This is a genomic window from Aquamicrobium soli (assembly GCF_042646345.1).
GTDB lineage: Bacteria > Pseudomonadota > Alphaproteobacteria > Rhizobiales > Rhizobiaceae > Mesorhizobium > Mesorhizobium soli_A.
This window is the reverse complement of sequence record NZ_JBHRTK010000022.1, coordinates 211,826-231,630: the sequence shown is the minus strand read 5'-3', so window position 1 is coordinate 231,630 and position 19,805 is coordinate 211,826. Positions and strand designations below refer to the sequence as shown.

The following is a 19,805-nucleotide window of genomic DNA, read 5'->3' as shown; positions in this document are numbered from 1 at the left end:
CAGACAGGCTTACTGTGTCTCGCCCAGCACGGTAAAGCCCTGCGCCTCGTAGAGCGGCCGGGCCTTTTCGGATTCGGCGCATTTCAGCCAGGCGGCCGTCTGCGAATCCCTGGAATCAGTCGTCTGCGCGATCGGGTAGACGATCGGCTTGTGCGAATCCGCGGGAAAAGTGCCGATCACCTTGACGCCCGGCTCGGCCACCGCGTCGGTGGCGTAGACGATGCCGGCTGCCGCCTCTCCCGTCGCGACCAGCTTGAGCGCCGCGCGCACATTCTCGGCCTGCGCGAGCCTGCCTTCGACCGACGACCAGATGCCAAGCGATTCCAGCGCTTCCTTGCCGTATTTTCCGGCGGGAACGGACTTCACCTCGCCGATGGCGAGCCTGCCGTCGCCGATCAGCCCGGCAAGGTCGAAACCCTTCTCCAGCGTCACGTCCCTAGCGGTGTCTGCCGGCGCCACCAGCACGATGGCGTTGCCCAGAAGCTTCTTCTCGGTATCGGCCTTCACGAGGTTCTTGTCGTGCAGATATTTCATCCAGTCGAGATCCGCCGAGACGAAGACATCGGCCGGCGCGCCGTTCTCGATCTGCTTGGCCAGCGCCGAACTGGAGGCATAGGAGATGGCCGCTTCCTCGCCCACTTCGGTGGCGCACGCCTTGTTCACGGCGTCCAGCGCGTTCTTCATGCTGGCGGCGGCAAATACCGTGACCTTGCCTTCGCCGGCCTTCGCCGCCGGCATCGCCGTCACGGCCACCGCGGCAACCCCGCCGGCCACGATCAAAGCCCTCAATCCGAAATTACTCAACGCCGCCACGAAAGTCGCCTCCCTCGATACCGACCGCCCACCCTGCGTCTCGGAATCGATATATCCAAATGAACATAACAATGGAAGCTGCCCACCACTGAAATCGTGCCCTGAGATAGGTTTCCACCATGGCGGTAGTTATGATTGAATACTACGATGCGGGCAAAACCGGGGAGTTTCGGCATGAAAATCAGCGCGCGCAAACACACTGAAGGCCAAGATCCTGGCGCGCCGCGTCGCATTTGGGCAACGACATCGACGGCAGGGTCGTGACCTCGTCGATCACCAACGAGGGCGGCTGCTGAACTTAAGCTCGAAACCGCAAAAACAGGCCTACGCCGTCATCAAGGCGTCGGACATGATGGTGGGGATCGACTGATGCCCGCCCGAAAGCCGGCCTCATGACAGGCGCCGCCTTCAGACGGCGATCGGCGCCTTGATCGAAGCGTCGGCGACATAGCCTTCCAGCCGGAAATCCTCGAAGCGGAAGGCAAACAGGTCCGACACGTCCGGATTGATCCACATCGTCGGCAAGGGCTTGGGCGTGCGCGAAAGCTGTTCGCGCGCCTGCTCGACATGATTGGCGTAAAGATGCGCATCGCCCAGGGTGTGGATGAAATCGCCCGGCTCGAGCCCGCTCACCTGCGCCACCATCATGGTCAGCAGCGCGTAGGAGGCGATGTTGAAGGGCACGCCGAGGAAAATGTCGGCCGAACGCTGGTAGAGCTGGCACGACAGCCTGCCGCGCGACACATAGAACTGGAACAGGCAGTGGCAGGGCGGCAACGCCATCTGGTCCACCTCGGCCGGATTCCAGGCCGACACGATCAGCCGCCGCGAGTTGGGATTCTCGCGTATCTCCCGCAAAAGATTCGCGATCTGGTCGATGGTGCCGCCCTTGTCGTCGGGCCATGAGCGCCATTGCTTGCCATAAACCGGGCCGAGGTCGCCGTTCTCGTCGGCCCACTCGTCCCAGATGGTGACGCCGTGATCGTGCAGGTATTTTATGTTGGTGTCGCCGGCGAGGAACCACAGGAGCTCGTGGATGATCGAGCGCAGATGCAGCTTTTTCGTCGTCGTGACCGGAAAGCCCTGGCCGAGGTCGAAGCGCATCTGGTAGCCGAACACCGAGCGCGTACCGGTGCCGGTGCGGTCGCCACGGTCGGCGCCGTTGTCGAGGACATGCTGCAGGAGATCGAGATACTGGCGCATCGGCTTCGCTTCGATTCGGAATGGCCCATATATAGCGCCGACTGCGACGGCTGCCCATAAAGGGCAACCGCCGGCCGTTTCCGGCTATTCGCGAGCCCGCGCTCCAACCGCCCTGTCCGGCAACTTCCGGACGGATGCGCGGCGGCAAGGCGCCGTCTGGCAGACGGCGCCTCAGGCCCGTCAGAGCGTAGCGAGCTTGTTCAGTTCCTTGGCAACCAGGTAGTAGAAGGTCACGCGGCCCTTGCTGTGGTCGGCGGCCATGGCCTTGGCGACCTTGGCGACGGCGGCTTCCGCGGCTGCGGCGTCCACGCCGAGTTTCTTGACGCCCCAGCTATCGCGCACGCGATCGAGTTCCGCCTTGTCGCTGGCCGCGACCAGCGAGGAATCCTTATTGCGAAGGGCAATGCCAAGGTGCTTCACGATCTTGTCGACCACGGCGGCGTCGGCACCGGCATCGTACTTCTTCACGTCTGCGAGATAATCGGCCATGAACGTTTCCCTCGTCGGCGCCACCGCCATGCGATGAGGTCAGCGGCGCGCAGTCTCAACCATGCGTTGGAAGATTCGCCTCATCGCGCAAAGCTTGATTTGCACCAAAGCGCGAGTCAAGCCTTTGCCGCCCATTTTGGCCCTATGGACAAGTGGCCTGACGGTCTTTCATTTTCCACAAACCGCCCCTATATTCATGGCGTCGGCTTGACCGACTATGGCGATAAACAGGCGATGGAATAAACCGTTCGGACCCGGGGGCGGTACCCGGCGCCTCCACCAAAAGCCGCTAGTGCGAAAAGCGGTTTCTGATGGGGGCGAAATAGGATCGACGAAGGCGTAAAGATCGTACTTTTGCTCGGCATTGTACCACCGTTATCGGGCTAAACTTGATAGTTGCCAACGACAACTATGCGGAAGCACGTCTCGCTGCTTAATGCGGTGCGATAGCTTCAATCAAACTCCTAGGGGTTCGCACCTCTAGGCGGGGTTCGGAGGTACCTGGCAACAGAAACCTCCACTTCTCTCCCCTCCATCTTTCACTTTTCCGGCGCGGCTCGTCTCGCGCCATGATCCATCCTATCGATGTCAGGAGGCCGCATGGCCGATCGCTTTTTCGTGCTCACCGGCGGGCCGGGTGCCGGCAAGACGACGCTGGTCGAGGCCCTGCGCGCCGAGGGTTTCGCCACCACCGAGGAAGCCGGGCGCGGCGTGATCCGGGAAGAAATGCAGGAAGGCGGCGCTGCCCTGCCCTGGGCCGATCGCGAACGCTTCGCCGAAAGGATGTTCGATTGGGAACGGGCCTCCTACCGTCAGGCGGAGCGGGAAGAAGGCTGCGTCTTCTTCGATCGCGGCCTTCCCGACACGCTCGGCTATCTCGACCTCGAGGGACTGGCGGTTCCGGCCCGAATGGAGGAAGAGGCCTGGCGGCTGCGCTACAATACCCAGGTGTTCGTCGCGCCGCCGTGGCCGGCGATATTCGGGCAGGACGAGGAACGGCGGCAAAGCTGGCAGGTCGCGCTGCGCACCCATGAAACCATGGTGCGCACCTACACCCGCTTCGGCTACACGCTGGTGGAACTGCCGCTTGCCCCCGTGTCCGAGCGGGTCCGGTTCGTCCTCGGCAGGCTCGAGGCCGCCGTTTAATGACCACAAAAACGCCACGACGCCCAAAATAATCTCGACCGCGGCTCTGCACGGCGTATCAAGGCGTTCTATATCCGGTTTACGTCGCCCCCAAGCTTGACTACAGCTAATGCGACGATTCTAGGGACCCACATGGCCGACGACCACATCCGCTACGATATTCTGGCCCAGGAAGCGCTGCGCGGCGTCATGCGCAAGGTCCTGGCCGAAGTGGCGCGCACCGGCCTTCCCGGCAACCACCACTTCTTCATCACCTTCCTGACCGGCGCGCCGGGTGTGCGCATCTCCAGCCGCCTGCGCGAGCGCTATCCGGAACAGATGACCATCGTCATCCAGTTCCAGTATTGGGACCTGAAGGTTTCCGACACCGGCTTCGAGATCGGCCTTTCCTTCTCCGACGTTCCGGAAAAGCTGGAAATCCCCTTCTCCGCCGTTCGCGGCTTCTACGACCCGTCGGTGAACTTCGAGCTCGAATTCGACGTCAAGACGGAAGAAGCGGCGGCCCCCGAGGAATCGGCGGACGAGACGGCTTCCATCGCCATGGTTCCGGAGCGCAAGCCCGAGGCGAAGGACGCCGGCAAGAAAAGCAAGGCCGAGCCCGCCGAAAAGGCAGCGGAAGCAGAGCCTGCCAAGGGCGCAGAAGTCGTTTCGCTCGACGCCTTCCGCAAGAAATAGCCCACCGGACACAGGGCCGCCTACCATGGCCGACATCGTCAACCTTCGCATGGCCCGCAAGCACAAGGCCCGCGCCGAAAAGGAGCGCGCCGCCGAGCAGAACCGCGCCCTTCACGGCCGCTCGAAGGCCGAGCGCGAACAGGGCAAGCGGACTGCCGAAGCCTCGAAGAAATTCCTGGACGGGCATCGCCTTTCCGACGCCGATCCGGCCGGCGAAAACTAGGCGATGGGCCTGGTCGAAAAGCGCTCGGTGACCCTTCGCGGCCACCGCACCAGCTATTCCCTGGAAAAGCCGTTCTACGACGACCTCGTCGCCATTGCGGCGTCGCGCAACATGCCGCTTGCAGCGCTGGTCGCCAGCATCGACGAGGCCCGGCCGGCCGGGGCAAACCTTTCCTCGGCGCTGCGGCTCTACGTGCTCGACTGGGCGAAACGCACCGCGTCCGGCAAATAAACGGCAGCGGCGCGGGCTTTACCCGCCGCCCAGCGATTTCAGAAGATTGTCGATGGAAAACACGTCCGGCTTCGGCGCAGGCCTAACCGGTGCAGCCTGGGTCGGAGCAGGTTGGGCCGGAGCGGGGTTGGCGGTAGCGGGCGGCAGCGGCGCGCGCTCGATCTCGGGCACCTGCCCGCTCGCGCGACGCTCGGCCTCGGCCCTCGCCTTTTCCTGTGCTGCCTTCGCCGCCTTTTCCTGTGCTGCCTTCGCCGTCTGTTCGGCCTTGCGGCGTTCCGCGTCCGCCTTGGCCTGCTCGGCGGCGGCCGCTTCCTGCCTCATGCGCGCGGCTTCCTTTTCGGCCTCGGCTTTCGCCGCCTGCTCGGCGGCCAGGCGAGCTTCTTCCTCCGCCTTTGCCCTGGCGGCAGCCTCGGCTTGCTGCTTCGCCTTGTAGTCGGCGACGGCCCGGGCGCGGGCCTCGGTCTCGGCCTTGACCCGCAGGTCGTCAAGCCGCTTGCGTTCGACGCGCGCCGCCTGCAGGTCGGAATAATAGCGGACCTCGCGCCGCAACCGCTGCTTTTCCAGTAGCTCGGCCTGCATCGCCTCGACCCGCCGCTGCTCCTTTTCCAGCGCCCGCTGGGTCAGGAACTGGCCCAGCGGCTGGCTGTCGAAGGCGCGCTTCGTCGCCCCGAGCGGCCCTTCGAGGCTGAAATTCACCACGGGTTCGGAACCGACCAGCGCCTCGTCGCCCGGCTTGTAGGCCACGCTGCCTCGGGCCGCGACGGTGGCGGCGCCGAGATCGGCCGCAAGATCGGCCGAAAGCGTCGCGGTCTTGTCGGTAAGGGCGATCGGCGGCGCCCGCACCACGCCATTGGCGACGGTGAAGGCGAGTTCCGTATCCTGCGCGGAAAAAGTGCCGTCGGCCACCACCTGCGGCGCGAAAGATGCGACCTTGGCCGCATCGATGTCGCGGCCCACCGCGTCGGCCTTTGCGATCAGCGCCGGGAAGGCGTTCGGGTTGACGCCCGCGACCGTCAGGCCTTTCAGCGAGACCGTGCCGGAGCCGGACAGCGCCGCGACCATGCCGTCGACCGACTTGCCGCCGGCCGTAAGTTCTGCCGACACGTCGGCCCGGCCGGTGAGGCCGTTTTCCGGCAGCGCCTGCGCCAGATCGGTGCCGGCAAGCGCCATCTGGCCGGAAAACAGCCCGGTGCCACCGTCGTTCTTCAGTTCGAACGAACCGGAAAGCGCGCCCCCGAAGAGCTTCGCCTTCAGGTCCGAAACCCGTATCCCTTCCCGGTCGAGCTTCAGCGCCAGCTTCGCGTCGTAGGCCGTGGCGAAGGCGCCGGCCGAAAGCGAGGCGGTGGTCACGTCGAGATCGGCGGTGAACGGGGCGGCGGATTTCTCGCTGAAGGGCGCGCTCGGCCATCCTCCGCCCTTGCCCCCACCTTTGCTAACGAAAGCATCGGTGCCGAACAGCGTCACCGCCAGCGGATCGAGGTCGAGTTCGTCCAGCACCAGCGCGCCGGCGAGATGCGGCAGGCCGTCCTTCACGTCCACGTTCACGTCGCCAGACACGGAGGCCTCGTTGAGCGCGCCCGAAAGGCCGTCCAGCACCAGAAGCCCGTTCGCGAAGTCGGCGTCGGCGGTGAAGTTCGCCGCCATGCCGACGCCCATGCCCGGCAGGCCGAGGCCGACCGTCATCATCCACGGTTCGATATCGGCGGCCTCCAGGCTGGCCTTGCCCTTGATCGTCGGCCCTTGCGGCGTGTCGCCGACTTCGCCCTCGAAACCGACGTTGAAATCCTGCCCGGCCAGATGAAAACTGGTGGCAAGCCCACCGGCGATCGTTCCCTTGGCGGAAAGTTCCGTGCGGCCTTCGCCGACGAGGCCGAGCGGCAGCACCGGCAGGCCGTAGAGCGCCAGAAGTGCCGTGGCGTCGCCGTTTCGGGCATCGAAGGTGAGCGACAGCGGCGCGGTGGCAAACTGGTCCGCCGTGCTCTGCCCCGACAGCGAGGCCGAAAACGCGGTGCCGCCGGCCTCGCCACGGGCGCTGAGAGCGAGCCCCGTACTGCCATCGCCATTGGCGGCAACGCCGGCCACCAGATCGATGCGCGCGTCCTGCAAAAGCTCCGGATAGGCCGCCGCCCGTTCGGCCAGACCTTTCAGCAGTTCGTTGCCGGGGTACTGGCCAGCCGCCGCCTCGACCAGCGGCCTTACGTCCACCGCGACCAGCGAAGCATCGAGCGTGCCGCTCGGGTTTTTGGGAAAATCCTTGAGGCGGCCGGTGGCGCTGATCGACGAACCGGCAAGGCCGCCGATCGACAGCCGGTCAACCTCCAGCACCCCGTCATGCAGGCGCAGCGCCGTGTCGAGCGTCTCGGCCGTCAGCCCCCCGGCCGTCACCGGCCCCGCCTTGATCGCGAAATCGATGTCGCGGTCGGCAAAGCGGTTCGCGCCGCGATCGCTGAAGAACAGCGAGGCGAAGGCGGCAAGCCCCTCGACATCGAGTTCGTTGCCCGACAGCTTCATCTGCACGGAAGGCCGGGCATCGGGCGGCTGCAGCGAATCGATGCTGCCGGAAAACTTCGCCTTGCCCAGGATGAGTTCGATGGAGTTGAAGGTCTGGCGCGTGTCGGCCAGATCGACATCGGCCTTGAAGCCGGCGGCCGGCAGCCGCCTTATCGCCTCGTCGACATCCTTGGACAGCCATGCGGCAAAGCCGGAAGGTTGCGCCACCGCCAGCAACAGCGAACCCTTGAAACCGAGCTTGCCGTCGAGGCCGAGCAACCCTTTGGCCTCGAGCGTGGTCCGGCCCGGCAGCGTCGCCGACAGCGACTTCACCGACCAGCCGCCGACCGCCGGTTCGGCGGAAAGATAGACGTCGCGGATCGTGGTGTCGCCGGCGAGCACCGCCGGCAGCTTGACTTCGACGGTGCCGGGAATCGCCGGCTTCGGCAGCGAAAGCAGCGTCCGCTCCAGTGCGGCGATGCGCTGGTCGAGCGTGAGCCCACCCCCCGCCTCGCCCGCCACCGCCTCGTCGAACTTCACCTGCGCGCCGCTCGCCTCGATGACGAAGCGCGGCGCCGTGCCGAGATCGACCGAGGCCTTGCCGTCGGCGGCATAGGGATTGTCGAGCGGCCCGGTCTCGAAGCGGAACTCGCCGATGCCGAGTTTCTGGTGGTCGAGCGAAAACTTGCCGGTCACGCGATAGCCGGGCTCGGCCTTCACCGTCACCATGCGCCCGTCCGTGCCGCGCAATTCGGCCTTGTCGCTGCCATTCCCGGCAATCCGGAACTGGCCGGAATAGACGACCGCGCCATCCTTCATGCCGGCGTTGCCGTCGCTCTCGATCGCCAGCGGATAGGCGTCGGGATCGAGCTTGAGCCTGAGCCGCATCTGCCCGTCCGCCTCGACCCTGCCGGTGGAAGCGGCAAGCCGCACGCCGAGGCCGTCCAGTTTCAGTGTGCCGTCCATGCGCCACGGCCCGGTAAGCGACTTCGCCGAAATCGTCGAGTTGATGTCCGACAGCAGGTAGTTGCGCCCCCCTGCCCGGTGGCGCAGTTCGATCTCACCGTCGGTCACGGCGAGGTTTTCGATGGCCACCTGGTTGAAGTCGAAGGGCGAGGACGGGCGGATCGCCCAGTCGACGGTGCCGTTCTCGGCAACGTCGATGGTCGCTTTCGGCCGCACCAGCCGCATGTCGAAGATCAGCACCTCGCCGCGCAGGAAGGGCGCCAGTTCGGCGTCCATGGAAAACGTCTCGACGGTCATGGCGGGCTGGCCGTCCGGGCCGCCGGCGACCGAAACGTCGGAGAAGGTCACCGAGGGAAACGGCAAAAGCCGCGCCGTGGCGTCCCCCTCGACCGTGACCTTGCGCCCGAGGATGGCGCTTGCCTCGCGCTCGAAATCGGCGCGGTAGCTTGTCCAGTCGACAAAATACGGCCCCACCAGGGCCGCGCACAGCACCAGTACGAACAGGCCTCCGACAATTACGAAAAGGCGAGCGAGCATCAGCCTCGTTCAATCATTCAAGGTCGTGCGCACTCTAACCGCATCGGCGGGACGATAAAGAGGCAAATTGCCCGCGCACGCCGGTTGCAACGGCCGGGCTACGCCGTTTGGCAATCTTTTTCGCCCCCGCGCAACCGTGATATCATGACGGGTCCGGTTGTATCCCGGCCAAAACCCAGGGAGGGTGAAATGACATCCGCGAACTGGAGACTCGAAGGCGAGTGGATCAAGAATTGTAATTGCGCGTTCGGCTGCCCCTGCGACTTCAATGCCAGGCCGACCCACGGCTATTGCCAGGGCCTGGTGGCGATGCGCATCACCAAGGGCCACTACAACGAAACCAGTCTGGACGGCCTGTGCTTCGCCGTCACGGTCCATTTCCCCGGCGCCCTTCACGAGGGCAACGGGCAGGCGCAACCCATCCTCGACGAGAGCGCCAGCCCGCAGCAGCGCGACGCCCTTGCCGCCATCCTGTCGGGCGAACACTCGGACGAGGGAACGCTGTTCCACATCTTCAGCCTCATCGTCACCACGATGCACGATCCGATCATTGCCCCCTTCCAGTTCAGCTTCGACCAGGAAGGCCGCACCGCGCGCCTCGTCATTCCCGGCATACTGGAATCCGACGTGGAGCCGATCACAAACCCGGTGACCGGCGCCCCGCACCGCATCCAGGTGGTGATGCCCGAGGGCTTCGAGCACAGGGGCGCGGAAGTGGCCTCGGCCAGGATAAACAGCCTCGGCGCGATCAAATTCCAGACATCGGCAACGCACAGTTCGCTTGCCCATGTCGTGCAGACGCCGCAAGGCGTGGCGGCCTGAAGGTCCACGTCCATGGGCCTTCTGGCCGGCCTGCACCGGCACGACCGGCTGATCGTCGTTGCGCTGCTGCTCGGCGTGATGCTGGTTTCGTGGCTCTATCTCCTCGCCGGCATGGACATCCCGATGCCGGCGATGGACGGCATGGCCATGGACGGCATGGCGATGCCGATGGCCGCCCCGGACTGGACCGCTACCCGCTTCCTGCTGACGTTCGCCATGTGGCTGGCGATGATGGCCGTCATGATGCTGCCGGGCGCGGTGCCGATGCTGCTGTTCTACGAGTCCATCGCGCAGAAGCGCCGCAGCCCCGCCATCGGCCGCACCCTCCTGTTTGCGCTCGGTTACCTGCTCGTCTGGCTTGGCTTCAGCATCGGCGCCGTCGCTCTACAATATGGGCTGGACAGGGCCGGCCTGTTGTCGCCGCTGCTGCGCACGACCAGCACCGCGCTTTCGGGCGCCGTCCTCATCGCCGCCGGTCTCTATCAGTGGACCTCGCTGAAACAGGCCTGCCTGCGCCAGTGCCGCTCGCCGCTCGACTTCGTCATGACCGGGTGGCGCAACGGCAATGGCGGAGCGCTGTCGATGGGGCTGCGCCACGGCGTCTTCTGCCTCGGCTGCTGCTGGATGCTGATGCTGCTGCTGTTCGTCGGCGGCATCATGAATTTCGCCTGGATCATCGGCATCGCGCTTTTCGTCATGGTCGAAAAGCTCGCTCCCGCCGGCCACTGGATCGGCAAGGCGGCAGGCGCGGCGATGATCGTCTGGGGCGGGCTCGTGCTTGCCTCGCTCGCCCCGATCGCATGATCCAAGCGCGCGCTTACGCCGGCAGGATCTTGCCCGGATTGAGGATGTTCTGCGGGTCCAGCGCCTGCTTGATCGCCCGCATCACCTCGACGCCGTGGCCGTGTTCGCGGCGCATGAAGCCGGCTTTGCCCTGACCGATGCCATGCTCGCCGGTACAGGTCCCGTCCATGGCGAGCGCGCGCAGATTGAGGCGCGCCACGAACGCCTCGACCTTGGCGATTTCGGCCGGGTCGTCAGCATCCATCAGCACCAGCGTGTGGAAATTGCCGTCGCCGGCATGGCCAACGATCGGCGCGATCAGCCCCATTTCGGCGATGTCGGCCTCGGTTTCGGCCACGCATTCGGCCAGCCGCGAAATCGGCACGCACACATCGGTCGAAAGCCCCTTGGCGCCCGGCCGCAGCGTCAGCGACGCCCAGTAGGCGTCATGCCGTGCCTTCCACAGATGGGTGCGTTCCTCGGCGACGCCGGTCCACAGGAACGGGCCGCCGCCATTGTCCTGCGCGATCTCGCCGAACAGTTCCGCCTCCTCGGCGACCCCGGCATCGGTGCCGTGGAACTCCACGAACAGGCACGGGCTCTCCGGGTAATCGAGATGCGAATAGGCCTTCATCGCCCGCATCTGCAAGGCGTTCACCAGTTCGATGCGCGCCACCGGGATGCCCATCTGGATGGTCGCGATCACGGTGTTGCAGGCCGCCTCCAGCGTCGGGAACGGGCACACGCCGCCGGAAATCGCCTGCGGGATGCCGTTCAGCTTGAGCGTCAGCGACGTGATGATGCCGAGCGTCCCTTCCGACCCGACCAGGAGCCGCGTCAGGTCATAGCCGGCCGAACTCTTCTTGGCACGGCTTGCCGTCTTCACCACCTCGCCGTCGGCCATCACCGCCGTCAGCGACAGCACGTTCTCGCGCATGGTGCCGTAGCGCACCGCGTTGGTGCCCGAGGCCCGCGTCGCCGCCATGCCGCCCAGCGAGGCGTTGGCGCCCGGATCAATCGGGAAGAACAGGCCGGTGTCGCGAAGGTGCCGGTTGAGGTCCTCGCGCGTCACGCCCGGCTCGACCACGCAGTCCAGATCCTCGGCGTTGACGGCAAGGATGCGGTTCATGCGCGAGGTGTCGAGCGAGATGCCGCCGCCCGGCGCGTTGACATGCCCTTCCAGCGAAGAGCCCACGCCGAAGGCGATCACGGGCACGCGATGGGCGGCGCAGGCGCGCACGACCTCCTGCACCTCCTCGGTGGTTTCGGCAAAGACGACGCCGTCCGGCGCCTGCGTGGGAATATAGGTGGTAGTGTGGGCGTGCTGGGCGCGCATCGCCTGCCCCGTCTGGAAGCGCTCGCCGAAACGCTGCCCGAGAATGCCGAGCACCGTCGCGATGCCTTCCTCGTTGCGTTCAATCTTCGAGACGTCGCTCAGGGCCATGTTTTTCTCCGTAAATGAAGCAGCGCAACCCTTGCCACTGCCCTATGGATGCGTAGTCTCTCGCGCCACGCGCTGTCCAGCATCTTGGAAGAGGAAAACCCCCGATGCCGCATTCCGCCCCCTTCGTTTCCGAACCGCTGGACATCGAGAAGGACTGGATCGACTACAACGGCCATCTCAACATGGCCTATTACAACGTGCTGTTCGATCGCGGCGCCGACAGGGCGCTCGACATCCTGGGAATCGGCGCGAGCTATGCGCGCGAACGGCGCATGACCATCTACACGGCCGAGGTCCATGTCTGCTACGTGCAGGAACTGCATCTCGACCACAAGGTGACGGTGTCCTTCCATCTGCTCGACTACGACGAAAAGCGCCTGCGCGCCTACCAGGAAATCCGCCATGTCGACGGCTGGCTTGCCGCCACCAGCGAAACGCTGTCGCTGCATGTCGACATGAGCGGACCGAAGGTCGCGCCCTTCCCCGCCGACGTGCTCGCCAACATCGAGGCGATGCGCACCGCCCATGCCGCCCTGCCGATGCCGGAGCGTGCCGGCCGCGCCATCGGCATCCGTCGCAAGAGCGCCTGAAGGCGCCGTTAACCTTACCAACTCTTAAACCTGAACGGACGGTTTTTGCGCATTGCCCGAATCGGGCGACGGTTCGATGGTCCGCGCATGAAAACCGACATCGAGGAAGAGGCGGCGAAGCTCGCCGCCGATCCCAGCATCTCCGACTATGATTTCTGGCGCTCGCTGAAGAATCTCAACAACGAGATTTTTCACATGGCCAACAGCAGCGAGCCCATCCCTTTCGCCATGATTCGATGGCGCGCCATCCTCAAGAAGGCGCGCATGCAGCGCGGCATGGCCTGACCCGGCGTGCCGCTTAAATGACGAGCGCTACCGTCGAGGCGATGGCCATCACCGTGGCGAGGCCGATAAGCACGGCATAAAGGCGCGGCATGTCGAAAATCATCGCATGGCCGGCAACCCAGGCGAGCGTGGAGGCGCCCAGGGCGAAAAGAAAGGCGTTGCGGTCGTGAAAGCCGATGGAGGCCGCCATCAGGCCGCCGACGATCAGCGCCCCGAATGTAATGATAACGGCAACGGCGTATTTCTCGAAATTGTCTTCCATCGCTTTTCCTTTGCGCCGCGCGGCAGGCGGAGTGCACCGGTATGCACGTTCGCCGCACAGGTTTAACTGATCGGTCCCGGGGAACAAGACCAAAGAATGGCGGCCGGCAAGATCGTCGGCCCGGCCTTCCCTTCCCGCAGACCGGCGGCCGTTAAGGCGGACTTGCGTGCCGCATGCCTTGCCGGATAGCGTAAAGCGGGGAGCGAGAGGAGCGTCATGAACATTCAGGACATCATCAACACCATCGCCAACCAGATCAATGTCGATCCGCTGACGACCGAGAAAGTCGTGGGGACGATCCTTTCCGTGTTGCAGCACGAAACCGAGGGAACCAGCGCCGAGGCCCTGTTCGACAAACTGCCGGGTTCGCTGGAACTCGCCCAGAAATACGATGTCATGGCAGCCGACGCGGCGGCTGAAGGCAGCGGCGGCCTGCTCGGCTCGCTGACCTCCGCACTGGGCGGGGCGCTCGGCGAAAAGGCCGGCGCGCTGGTTCGCGGCATCTCGCAGCTTCAGGCGTCCGGCCTCACCCTCACCGAGATCCAGGAGGCCGGATCGGCGCTGATCGAACAGGCCAAGGCCGCCGCCGGCCCGAAAGCGGTCGACCAGGCGCTGGCCGACGTGCCAAGCCTGAAAAGCCACCTCGGGCTGTAGGCGGACCGGCAAGGCGCCACGAAGGCACAGGCAGCCGCGGCCGGGACCGGCTCGCGGCCCCTGTCTCATGCCGCCGCACAGGAACAAACCGTAGACGCTTCTGGCCTTTCGGCCGCGAATCACTACATTCCAGCAAAATGCCCGGCTTTGAAGACGACATGCCCTTTTTCGACGAGCCCGCGCGCGCCTCGCGGCCTGCGCCGGGGGGCATCGCCGCGCGCGCCATGGCCGCGCGACAAGGCCGGAGCGCAACACCCGATTATCTGAACGGGCTCAACCCCGAACAACGGCTCGCGGTCGAGACCACCGAAGGGCCGGTGCTGGTGCTGGCCGGGGCGGGCACCGGCAAGACGCGCGTTCTCACCACCCGCATCGCCCATATTCTGGCCACCGGCCGCGCCTTTCCTTCGCAAATCCTTGCCGTCACCTTCACCAACAAGGCGGCGCGCGAGATGAAGAGCCGCATCGGCATGCTCATCGGCGAAGGCAATGTCGAAGGCATGCCGTGGCTCGGTACCTTCCACTCGATCGGTGTGAAGCTGCTTCGCCGCCACGCCGAGCTTGCCGGCCTGCGCTCCGACTTCACCATCCTCGACACCGACGACCAGGTCCGCCTGATCAAGCAATTGATCCAGGCCGAAGGGCTGGACGACAAGCGCTGGGCACCGCGCGTCTTCGCGCAGATGATCGACGGCTGGAAGAACAAGGGGCTGGGACCGGCCGAAATTCCCGAAGGCGACGCCCGCGCCTTTGCCAATGGCAAGGGCCGCGAACTTTACCAGGCCTACCAGAACCGCCTACTGACGCTGAACGCCTGCGACTTCGGCGACCTCCTTTGTCACCCCATCCGCATCTTCCGCGCCCATCACGATGTGCTGGAAGAATACCATCGCCGCTTCAAATACATTCTCGTCGACGAGTACCAGGACACCAATACCGCGCAGTATATGTGGTTGCGCCTGCTCGCCCAGAGGCCGAGGCAATCTGCCAGTGTTCCGGCCGAAGGCCGAGGCGGCGACCGACGCCCGCCCGACGTTTCGGGCGCGCCCGCGCAGGGCCAGCCGCAGGAGGCGGCGGTACGGCCCGTGAGCGTAAATATTTGCTGCGTCGGCGACGACGACCAGTCGATCTATGGCTGGCGCGGCGCGGAGGTGGACAACATCCTGCGCTTCGAAAAGGATTTTCCCGGCGCAACCGTAATCCGGCTGGAGCGCAACTACCGCTCCACCGCGCATATCCTCGGCGCGGCCTCGCACCTGATCGCCCATAACGAGGGGCGGCTCGGCAAGACGCTGTTCACAGACCGGCCCGACCCCGAGGACGCAAAGGTCAACGTCCACGCCGCTTGGGATTCCGACGAGGAAGCGCGCGCCGTCGGTGAGGCCATCGAGGCCTACCAGCGCGGCGGGCATGCGCTGAACGACATGGCGATCCTGGTGCGCGCTTCCTTCCAGATGCGCTCTTTCGAAGACCGCTTCATCGAGATCGGCCTCAACTACCGCGTCATCGGCGGCCCGCGCTTCTACGAGCGGCAGGAAATCCGCGACGCCCTCGCCTATCTGCGCGTCGTGGCCAATTCCGGCGACGACCTTGCCTTCGAGCGCATCGTCAACGTGCCGAAACGCGGGCTGGGCGAAGCCGCGATCCGCCAGATCCACGACACCGCCCGCGCCCTTGGAACGCCGATGCTGGCGGCGGCGGCGAACCTGGCCGAAAGCGACGAGTTGAAGCCAAAGCCGCGCGCGGCCCTGCGCGAAATCACCGCCAATTTCGAGCGCTGGCAAAAGGCGCTCGACAACACGCCCCACACCGAGCTCGCCGAGACCATCCTCGAAGAGAGCGGCTACACCGACATGTGGAAGAACGACCGCTCGGCCGACGCGCCGGGCCGGCTCGAAAACCTCAAGGAACTCATCCGTTCCATGGAGGAATATGAATCGCTGCGCTCCTTCCTCGAGCACGTGGCGCTGGTGATGGACGCCGAGCAGAACGAGGGCATGGACGCGGTTTCCATCATGACCCTGCACTCGGCCAAGGGCCTGGAGTTCGAGACCGTGTTCCTGCCAGGGTGGGAGGAAGGCCTGTTCCCGCACCAGCGCGCGCTGGACGAAGGCGGCCGCTCCGGCCTGGAGGAAGAGCGCCGCCTCGCCTATGTCGGGCTGACGCGCGCCAAGAAGAACCTGCATATCTGGTTCGTTTCCAACCGCCGCATCCACGGCCTGTGGCAATCGACCATTCCGTCGCGCTTTCTCGAAGAACTGCCGGAAGCCCATGTCGAGGTGCAGGAGAGCGGCAATTCCTACGGCGGCTACGGCAACCCCTACGGCGGCTCGTCCTTTGCATCCGGGCGCGGCGGTCGCCAGAATCCCTACGGGGCATCCCGCTTCGACAGCCTTGGGCAAGGGAGTTCGGACAAAGGCGGCGCCTTCTCCAACAGCTATGCCACGCCCGGCTGGCAGCGCGCGCAGCAGAACCGCACCGAGGCGACGAGCCGCAACTGGGGCACGCGCTCCGGCCATCAGGTCGAGCGGATCGGCTACGGCGAAACGGACTCCGGCTACGGCGCCGGGCGCGGCTCGGTGAAGGGCCGCACCATCGACGGCGAACTGGTGGCCAAGTCGGTGGCCGAAACGCCCTCCCCCTTCAGCGTCGGCGAGCGCGTCTTCCATCAGAAATTCGGCAACGGCAACATCGCCGCGATCGAGGGCAACAAGCTCACCATCGACTTCGACAAGGCCGGCCAGAAGAAGGTGCTGGACAGCTTCGTGGAGGGGAGCAGGGGAGTAGGGGAGTAGGGGCAGATTTCGCCAAGACTAGTCGATCTAGACAGTCAGTCCCTGACAGGAGCGACGGGCCTTGCTCGCTCACGTCATTCCGGGGCCGCGCAGCGGAACCCGGAATCCAGTGCGCCGGCCTTATTTGTTTAGCCTCGGATCGGCAGCGTCTCCACTCTGGATTCCGGGTTCCGCTGCGCGGCCCCGGAATGACGGCCTGCGTGAGAACAACCCCTACCCCACGGGGCCCGAAGCCGGGCATTTCCACTTATACCCCCTTCCAAACCCTGATGCTCTACTGCCTTACTCCCCTATTTCAGCCCCCTTTTCTTGACTTTTTCGCTCAAAACCGGCAGGGGAACTTCCCTGGACGGGCCTTGATGCCTTGCCGAATGGGAAGAGGGAGCTTCAAAAATCGGGCTTCGGACCCGAAATCTGCGATCGGTACAGGGATTGGTTAACCATCTTTGTCCATCCTTTGAATCAACCGGAAACGAATGATCGCCCGCCCGCAGGGGCCTCCCCTGTGCCTGCGATGTCAGCGGATGCCGGCTGAAAAAAAGAGTGGTTGGTATGGCGTTTGTGCGTAATGAACCTCGCAGCGGGGACTCCGCTGCCATGAGCCAGGCCACGCCTGTATCAGGCCGGGTTCTCCGTCTGGCCGTCGTTTCCGGGGTGGGAACGGCCATGGCCGGCCTGTCGCTGACGGCCCTTGCCGGCCTCGTTTTCCTGGCCACCTCGCTTACCTCCCCGCCGGATTTCGCCCCGCATGCGCACAAGGCCGCGACGCCGGATGCGCTGGCGCTCGCAGCCGCATTCTACGCGCCCGCCTCGCCGCGAGCCTGCCGGTCCGACTGCGAACAGCACTCGCAATATATCGTCCAGCAGGCAAAGATGCCGCGCACGGCGAACGTCGCTGACGCGCATCTCGACGCCGCCTGGCTGGCGCGGGAAGCGACAAGGCAGCGCTTCGAGCGCGCCCGCGCTCCCCTCGCCCATGTCGAACTGGCTTCCGCCTTCGCCCAGGCTCGCGCGGCGCAGTTCGCGCTGGCTGCCCCGTCGAAGGATCGCTTCCACCCGGCCCAACTTGCCTCGGCCTCCGGTCAGGACGGCCCATCCGCTTCCCGCTTCGGCGCCAGGGTCCCGGAAATCGAGCGCTCCTCGCGCCTGGCGCTGGCGCTCGCCGGTTCCGGTACGCTGCATGTGAACTATCCCGTACAGACCGCCTCGCTCGAACCGGCAATGCCGTTGCTGGCGCCCGAAATGAGCGATGGGCCGGTCGACGTCGCCTCTGCCCCCGACTTCGAAGCCGTGCCGGAAAGCGCGCCGCTGCCGGCCCGCCGGCCAAAGCCGGAAACCAGCCAGCCGGCCGCGATCGCCGAGGCCGCGCCGTCCCGCCAGACGAGGAGCAAGCCGGGGCGCCAGCAGGCAGCCGAACAGCAGGCGCTGGCCTACGCCGCCCCGGGCGACGGCGCGCCGAGCATTGGCCAGGCGTTCAAGAACCTGTTTTCCTCTTCCCCCAACGCCGGCAACGGCGTCGCCGTCTACGACATTTCCGCCCAGACCGTGACGATGCCCGACGGACAGGTGCTGGAAGCCCATTCCGGCATCGGCCGCATGGCCGACGACCCCCGCTACGCCAACCAGAAGATGAACGGCCCGACGCCTCCCAACACCTACAAGCTGGTGATGCGGGAATCGCGCTTCCACGGCGTGGAAGCCATCCGCATGCTGCCGGTCGACGGCAAGAACAAGTACGGGCGCGACGGCATCCTCGCCCACAGCTACCTGCTGCGCGGCCGCGCCGGCCAGTCGCATGGCTGCGTCGCCTTCGCCGATTACGATCGTTTCCTGAAGGCCTTCAAGCAGGGCAAGGTCAAGCATATGGTGGTGGTGCCGGGACGTTCCTCGCGTTCGTCCACGCGTATCGCCAAGAACGGCAGCGGCGCCTGACGCGACCGCTCGGAGGGGACGACTATGGGCAAGGGGCGGATCGAGGCCTTCACCGATGGCGTCGTCGCCATCATCATCACCATCATGGTGCTGGAACTGAAGGTGCCGCATGGCGAAACCTTCTCCGCCCTGTTGCCGATGTGGCCGGTTTTCCTCAGCTACGTGCTGTCGTTCATCTATGTCGGCATCTACTGGAACAACCTGCACAACATGTTCCATACGGTGAAGCAGGTCGACGGCCGTGTCCTGTGGGCGAACCTGCATCTCCTGTTCTGGCTTTCGCTGATGCCGATCTCGACCGATTTCATGGGCGAGAACCACTTCGCGTCGGCCCCCGTCGCCGTCTACGGCTGCGTCCTGCTTCTGTGTGCCATCGCCTATGCCATCCTCGTTACCCAGCTTCGCCGGCTGCATGACGCCAGCACCACCTTTGCCCGGGCGCTGGGCAAGGATGTCAAGGGCAAGATCTCGATCGTCTTCTATCTCGTCGGCATCGCGCTTTCGTTCGTGAACCAGTGGCTGGGCGCTGCCGTTTACGTGCTGGTCGCGGCCATCTGGTTCATTCCCGACCGGCGCTTCGAACGCCAGATCGGATAAGCGCGGCGGAGCTTAATCTTCGCGCGAAACGCGGAGCGCCTTCAATTTCTCCGCAACGCTGGCGGCCAGATCGCCATAGCGCTCCTCCAGCCGCTCCGCCGCCTGGATGACCGGGAAATCGTAGCCGAACTTTTCCAGCGCCACCCTGAGCTTCTCGACGAAATCGGCCTGCTCCTCCAGCGCATCGAAAAGGGTCTTTACCTGCTCCTCGAGGATGGCGGGATCGGCCAGCATGTCGGTGACCGTCGTCGTCATCTTGTCGCCGGCAGCGGTCTGCTCTTTCAGGATATCCAGCCAGTCAGTCACAAAAAACGCTCCATGGCCGGCACCATGCGCAAGCCGGGCAAGCATCGTCAACCCCTGGTCGCCCCTTGCCGCAGCCGCACGGCTCAGGCGGCATTCTTCTTCGAGCCGCGCTTTTGCCCGACGGCCTTGGCGGCGGCCATCTCGGCGATCTGCTCGTCATGCCGCTTGGCCGCCTGCTCGCAGCGGACGCGGATTTCCTCGACCTCGCTCTCGGTCAGGTGCTCGATGCCGATGAAATGGTTGTGGCCCTTGCTGACGCGGATCAATTCGTCGAGCTTCGCCTGGATCGCCGCGCCGTCCCGGTTCTGGGTGTTCTGGATCAGGAACACCATGAGGAAGGTGACGATGGTCGTGCCGGTGTTGATGATCAGCTGCCAGGTGTCGGAGAAATGGAAGATCGGGCCGCTCGCCGCCCATATGACCACGATCGCCACGCAGACGGCGAAGGTCAGCGGCAGGCCCGCCGCGCGAGCGACCATGTTGGCGATGGCGGTAAACGACTTTTCTAGCATCGACGGGTGCTCCTGAAAGAACGCTAAACCGCCGGCGAAGATAAGGGTTC

At 65.2% G+C, this 19,805-nt stretch carries 20 protein-coding genes and 1 other RNA gene; 13 read left to right on the top strand and 8 right to left on the bottom strand.

The window, feature by feature from the left end:
- Positions 1-9: 9 nt before the first annotated feature.
- The 3 genes from modA to ACFOHJ_RS19775 all read right to left on the bottom strand — a co-directional run bounded on the left by modA (position 10) and on the right by ACFOHJ_RS19775 (position 2,505).
- Complete coding sequence (gene modA / locus ACFOHJ_RS19785) at positions 10-738, bottom strand: molybdate ABC transporter substrate-binding protein (protein ID WP_378223829.1); 729 nt, start codon at positions 736-738, stop codon at positions 10-12.
- Positions 739-1,221: 483 nt separating this feature from the next.
- Positions 1,222-2,016: a thymidylate synthase gene (locus ACFOHJ_RS19780; protein WP_378223799.1), complete on the bottom strand. Its 795-nt coding sequence runs from the start codon at positions 2,014-2,016 to the stop codon at positions 1,222-1,224.
- 180 nt (positions 2,017-2,196) lie between these two features.
- Positions 2,197-2,505 carry a DUF2853 family protein gene (locus ACFOHJ_RS19775; protein ID WP_378223796.1) on the bottom strand — a complete coding sequence of 103 codons (309 nt, stop codon included), beginning with the start codon at positions 2,503-2,505 and terminating at the stop codon, positions 2,197-2,199.
- A gap of 162 nt (positions 2,506-2,667) precedes the next feature.
- Here ACFOHJ_RS19775 and ssrA point away from each other — a divergent pair.
- The 5 genes from ssrA (at position 2,668) to ACFOHJ_RS19750 (ending at position 4,780) form a co-directional block, all read left to right on the top strand.
- Positions 2,668-3,027, top strand: a transfer-messenger RNA (tmRNA) gene (ssrA, locus tag ACFOHJ_RS19770).
- Positions 3,028-3,105: 78 nt separating this feature from the next.
- A complete protein-coding gene (locus ACFOHJ_RS19765) occupies positions 3,106-3,651 on the top strand; it encodes an AAA family ATPase (RefSeq protein WP_378223794.1) in 546 nt (181 codons plus the stop codon).
- A gap of 132 nt (positions 3,652-3,783) precedes the next feature.
- On the top strand, positions 3,784-4,326 hold the full coding sequence (locus ACFOHJ_RS19760) for an SspB family protein (RefSeq protein WP_378223791.1): 543 nt from the start codon (positions 3,784-3,786) through the stop codon (positions 4,324-4,326).
- 25 nt (positions 4,327-4,351) lie between these two features.
- The gene (locus tag ACFOHJ_RS19755) at positions 4,352-4,549 is read left to right on the top strand and encodes a DUF4169 family protein (protein WP_378223789.1); all 198 of its coding nucleotides are present in this window, start codon (positions 4,352-4,354) and stop codon (positions 4,547-4,549) included.
- 3 nt (positions 4,550-4,552) lie between these two features.
- Positions 4,553-4,780: a ribbon-helix-helix domain-containing protein gene (locus ACFOHJ_RS19750; protein ID WP_378223787.1), complete on the top strand. Its 228-nt coding sequence runs from the start codon at positions 4,553-4,555 to the stop codon at positions 4,778-4,780.
- An 18-nt stretch (positions 4,781-4,798) separates the two neighbouring features.
- Here the strand turns inward: ACFOHJ_RS19750 and ACFOHJ_RS19745 are convergent, their stop codons facing one another.
- The gene (locus tag ACFOHJ_RS19745) at positions 4,799-8,773 is read right to left on the bottom strand and encodes an AsmA family protein (protein ID WP_378223785.1); all 3,975 of its coding nucleotides are present in this window, start codon (positions 8,771-8,773) and stop codon (positions 4,799-4,801) included.
- Positions 8,774-8,962: 189 nt separating this feature from the next.
- On the opposite strand from ACFOHJ_RS19745, the gene ACFOHJ_RS19740 reads away from it, so the two are divergent.
- Together ACFOHJ_RS19740 and ACFOHJ_RS19735 are read left to right on the top strand one after the other, a co-directional pair.
- Complete coding sequence (locus tag ACFOHJ_RS19740) at positions 8,963-9,595, top strand: DUF1326 domain-containing protein (RefSeq protein ID WP_378223783.1); 633 nt, start codon at positions 8,963-8,965, stop codon at positions 9,593-9,595.
- A gap of 12 nt (positions 9,596-9,607) precedes the next feature.
- Positions 9,608-10,399, top strand: a complete 792-nt coding sequence (locus ACFOHJ_RS19735) for a DUF2182 domain-containing protein (protein WP_378223781.1) — start codon at positions 9,608-9,610, stop codon at positions 10,397-10,399.
- A 13-nt stretch (positions 10,400-10,412) separates the two neighbouring features.
- On the opposite strand, the gene ACFOHJ_RS19730 is transcribed toward ACFOHJ_RS19735, so the two are convergent.
- Entirely contained in the window at positions 10,413-11,822 is a 1,410-nt protein-coding gene (locus tag ACFOHJ_RS19730) for an FAD-binding oxidoreductase (protein WP_378223778.1), read from the bottom strand.
- Between the two features lie 104 nt (positions 11,823-11,926).
- Between ACFOHJ_RS19730 and ACFOHJ_RS19725 the strand changes: the two genes are divergently transcribed.
- Positions 11,927-12,412, top strand: a complete 486-nt coding sequence (locus tag ACFOHJ_RS19725) for a thioesterase family protein (protein WP_378223775.1) — start codon at positions 11,927-11,929, stop codon at positions 12,410-12,412.
- Positions 12,413-12,499: 87 nt separating this feature from the next.
- Positions 12,500-12,697, top strand: coding sequence for a hypothetical protein (locus ACFOHJ_RS19720; protein WP_378223773.1), 198 nt, complete (start codon positions 12,500-12,502; stop codon positions 12,695-12,697).
- Positions 12,698-12,710: 13 nt separating this feature from the next.
- Here the strand turns inward: ACFOHJ_RS19720 and ACFOHJ_RS19715 are convergent, their stop codons facing one another.
- Positions 12,711-12,959, bottom strand: a complete 249-nt coding sequence (locus ACFOHJ_RS19715; RefSeq protein WP_378223770.1) for a hypothetical protein — start codon at positions 12,957-12,959, stop codon at positions 12,711-12,713.
- Positions 12,960-13,175: 216 nt separating this feature from the next.
- Between ACFOHJ_RS19715 and ACFOHJ_RS19710 the strand changes: the two genes are divergently transcribed.
- The 4 genes from ACFOHJ_RS19710 (at position 13,176) to ACFOHJ_RS19695 (ending at position 18,937) form a co-directional block, all read left to right on the top strand.
- A complete protein-coding gene (locus tag ACFOHJ_RS19710) occupies positions 13,176-13,613 on the top strand; it encodes a hypothetical protein (RefSeq protein ID WP_378223768.1) in 438 nt (145 codons plus the stop codon).
- A gap of 137 nt (positions 13,614-13,750) precedes the next feature.
- Positions 13,751-16,408 (top strand): ATP-dependent helicase, encoded by a 2,658-nt coding sequence (locus ACFOHJ_RS19705; protein WP_378223766.1) that lies wholly within the window; start codon positions 13,751-13,753, stop codon positions 16,406-16,408.
- A 597-nt stretch (positions 16,409-17,005) separates the two neighbouring features.
- Positions 17,006-18,340, top strand: a complete 1,335-nt coding sequence (locus ACFOHJ_RS19700; RefSeq protein WP_378223763.1) for a DUF2778 domain-containing protein — start codon at positions 17,006-17,008, stop codon at positions 18,338-18,340.
- 24 nt (positions 18,341-18,364) lie between these two features.
- Positions 18,365-18,937, top strand: a complete 573-nt coding sequence (locus ACFOHJ_RS19695; RefSeq protein ID WP_378223761.1) for a TMEM175 family protein — start codon at positions 18,365-18,367, stop codon at positions 18,935-18,937.
- A gap of 12 nt (positions 18,938-18,949) precedes the next feature.
- Here ACFOHJ_RS19695 and ACFOHJ_RS19690 read toward each other — a convergent pair whose 3' ends face one another.
- Both ACFOHJ_RS19690 and ACFOHJ_RS19685 read right to left on the bottom strand, forming a co-directional pair.
- Positions 18,950-19,243: a hypothetical protein gene (locus ACFOHJ_RS19690; RefSeq protein WP_378223758.1), complete on the bottom strand. Its 294-nt coding sequence runs from the start codon at positions 19,241-19,243 to the stop codon at positions 18,950-18,952.
- Positions 19,244-19,326: 83 nt separating this feature from the next.
- A complete protein-coding gene (locus ACFOHJ_RS19685; protein ID WP_378223755.1) occupies positions 19,327-19,755 on the bottom strand; it encodes a low affinity iron permease family protein in 429 nt (142 codons plus the stop codon).
- Positions 19,756-19,805 lie beyond the last annotated feature (50 nt).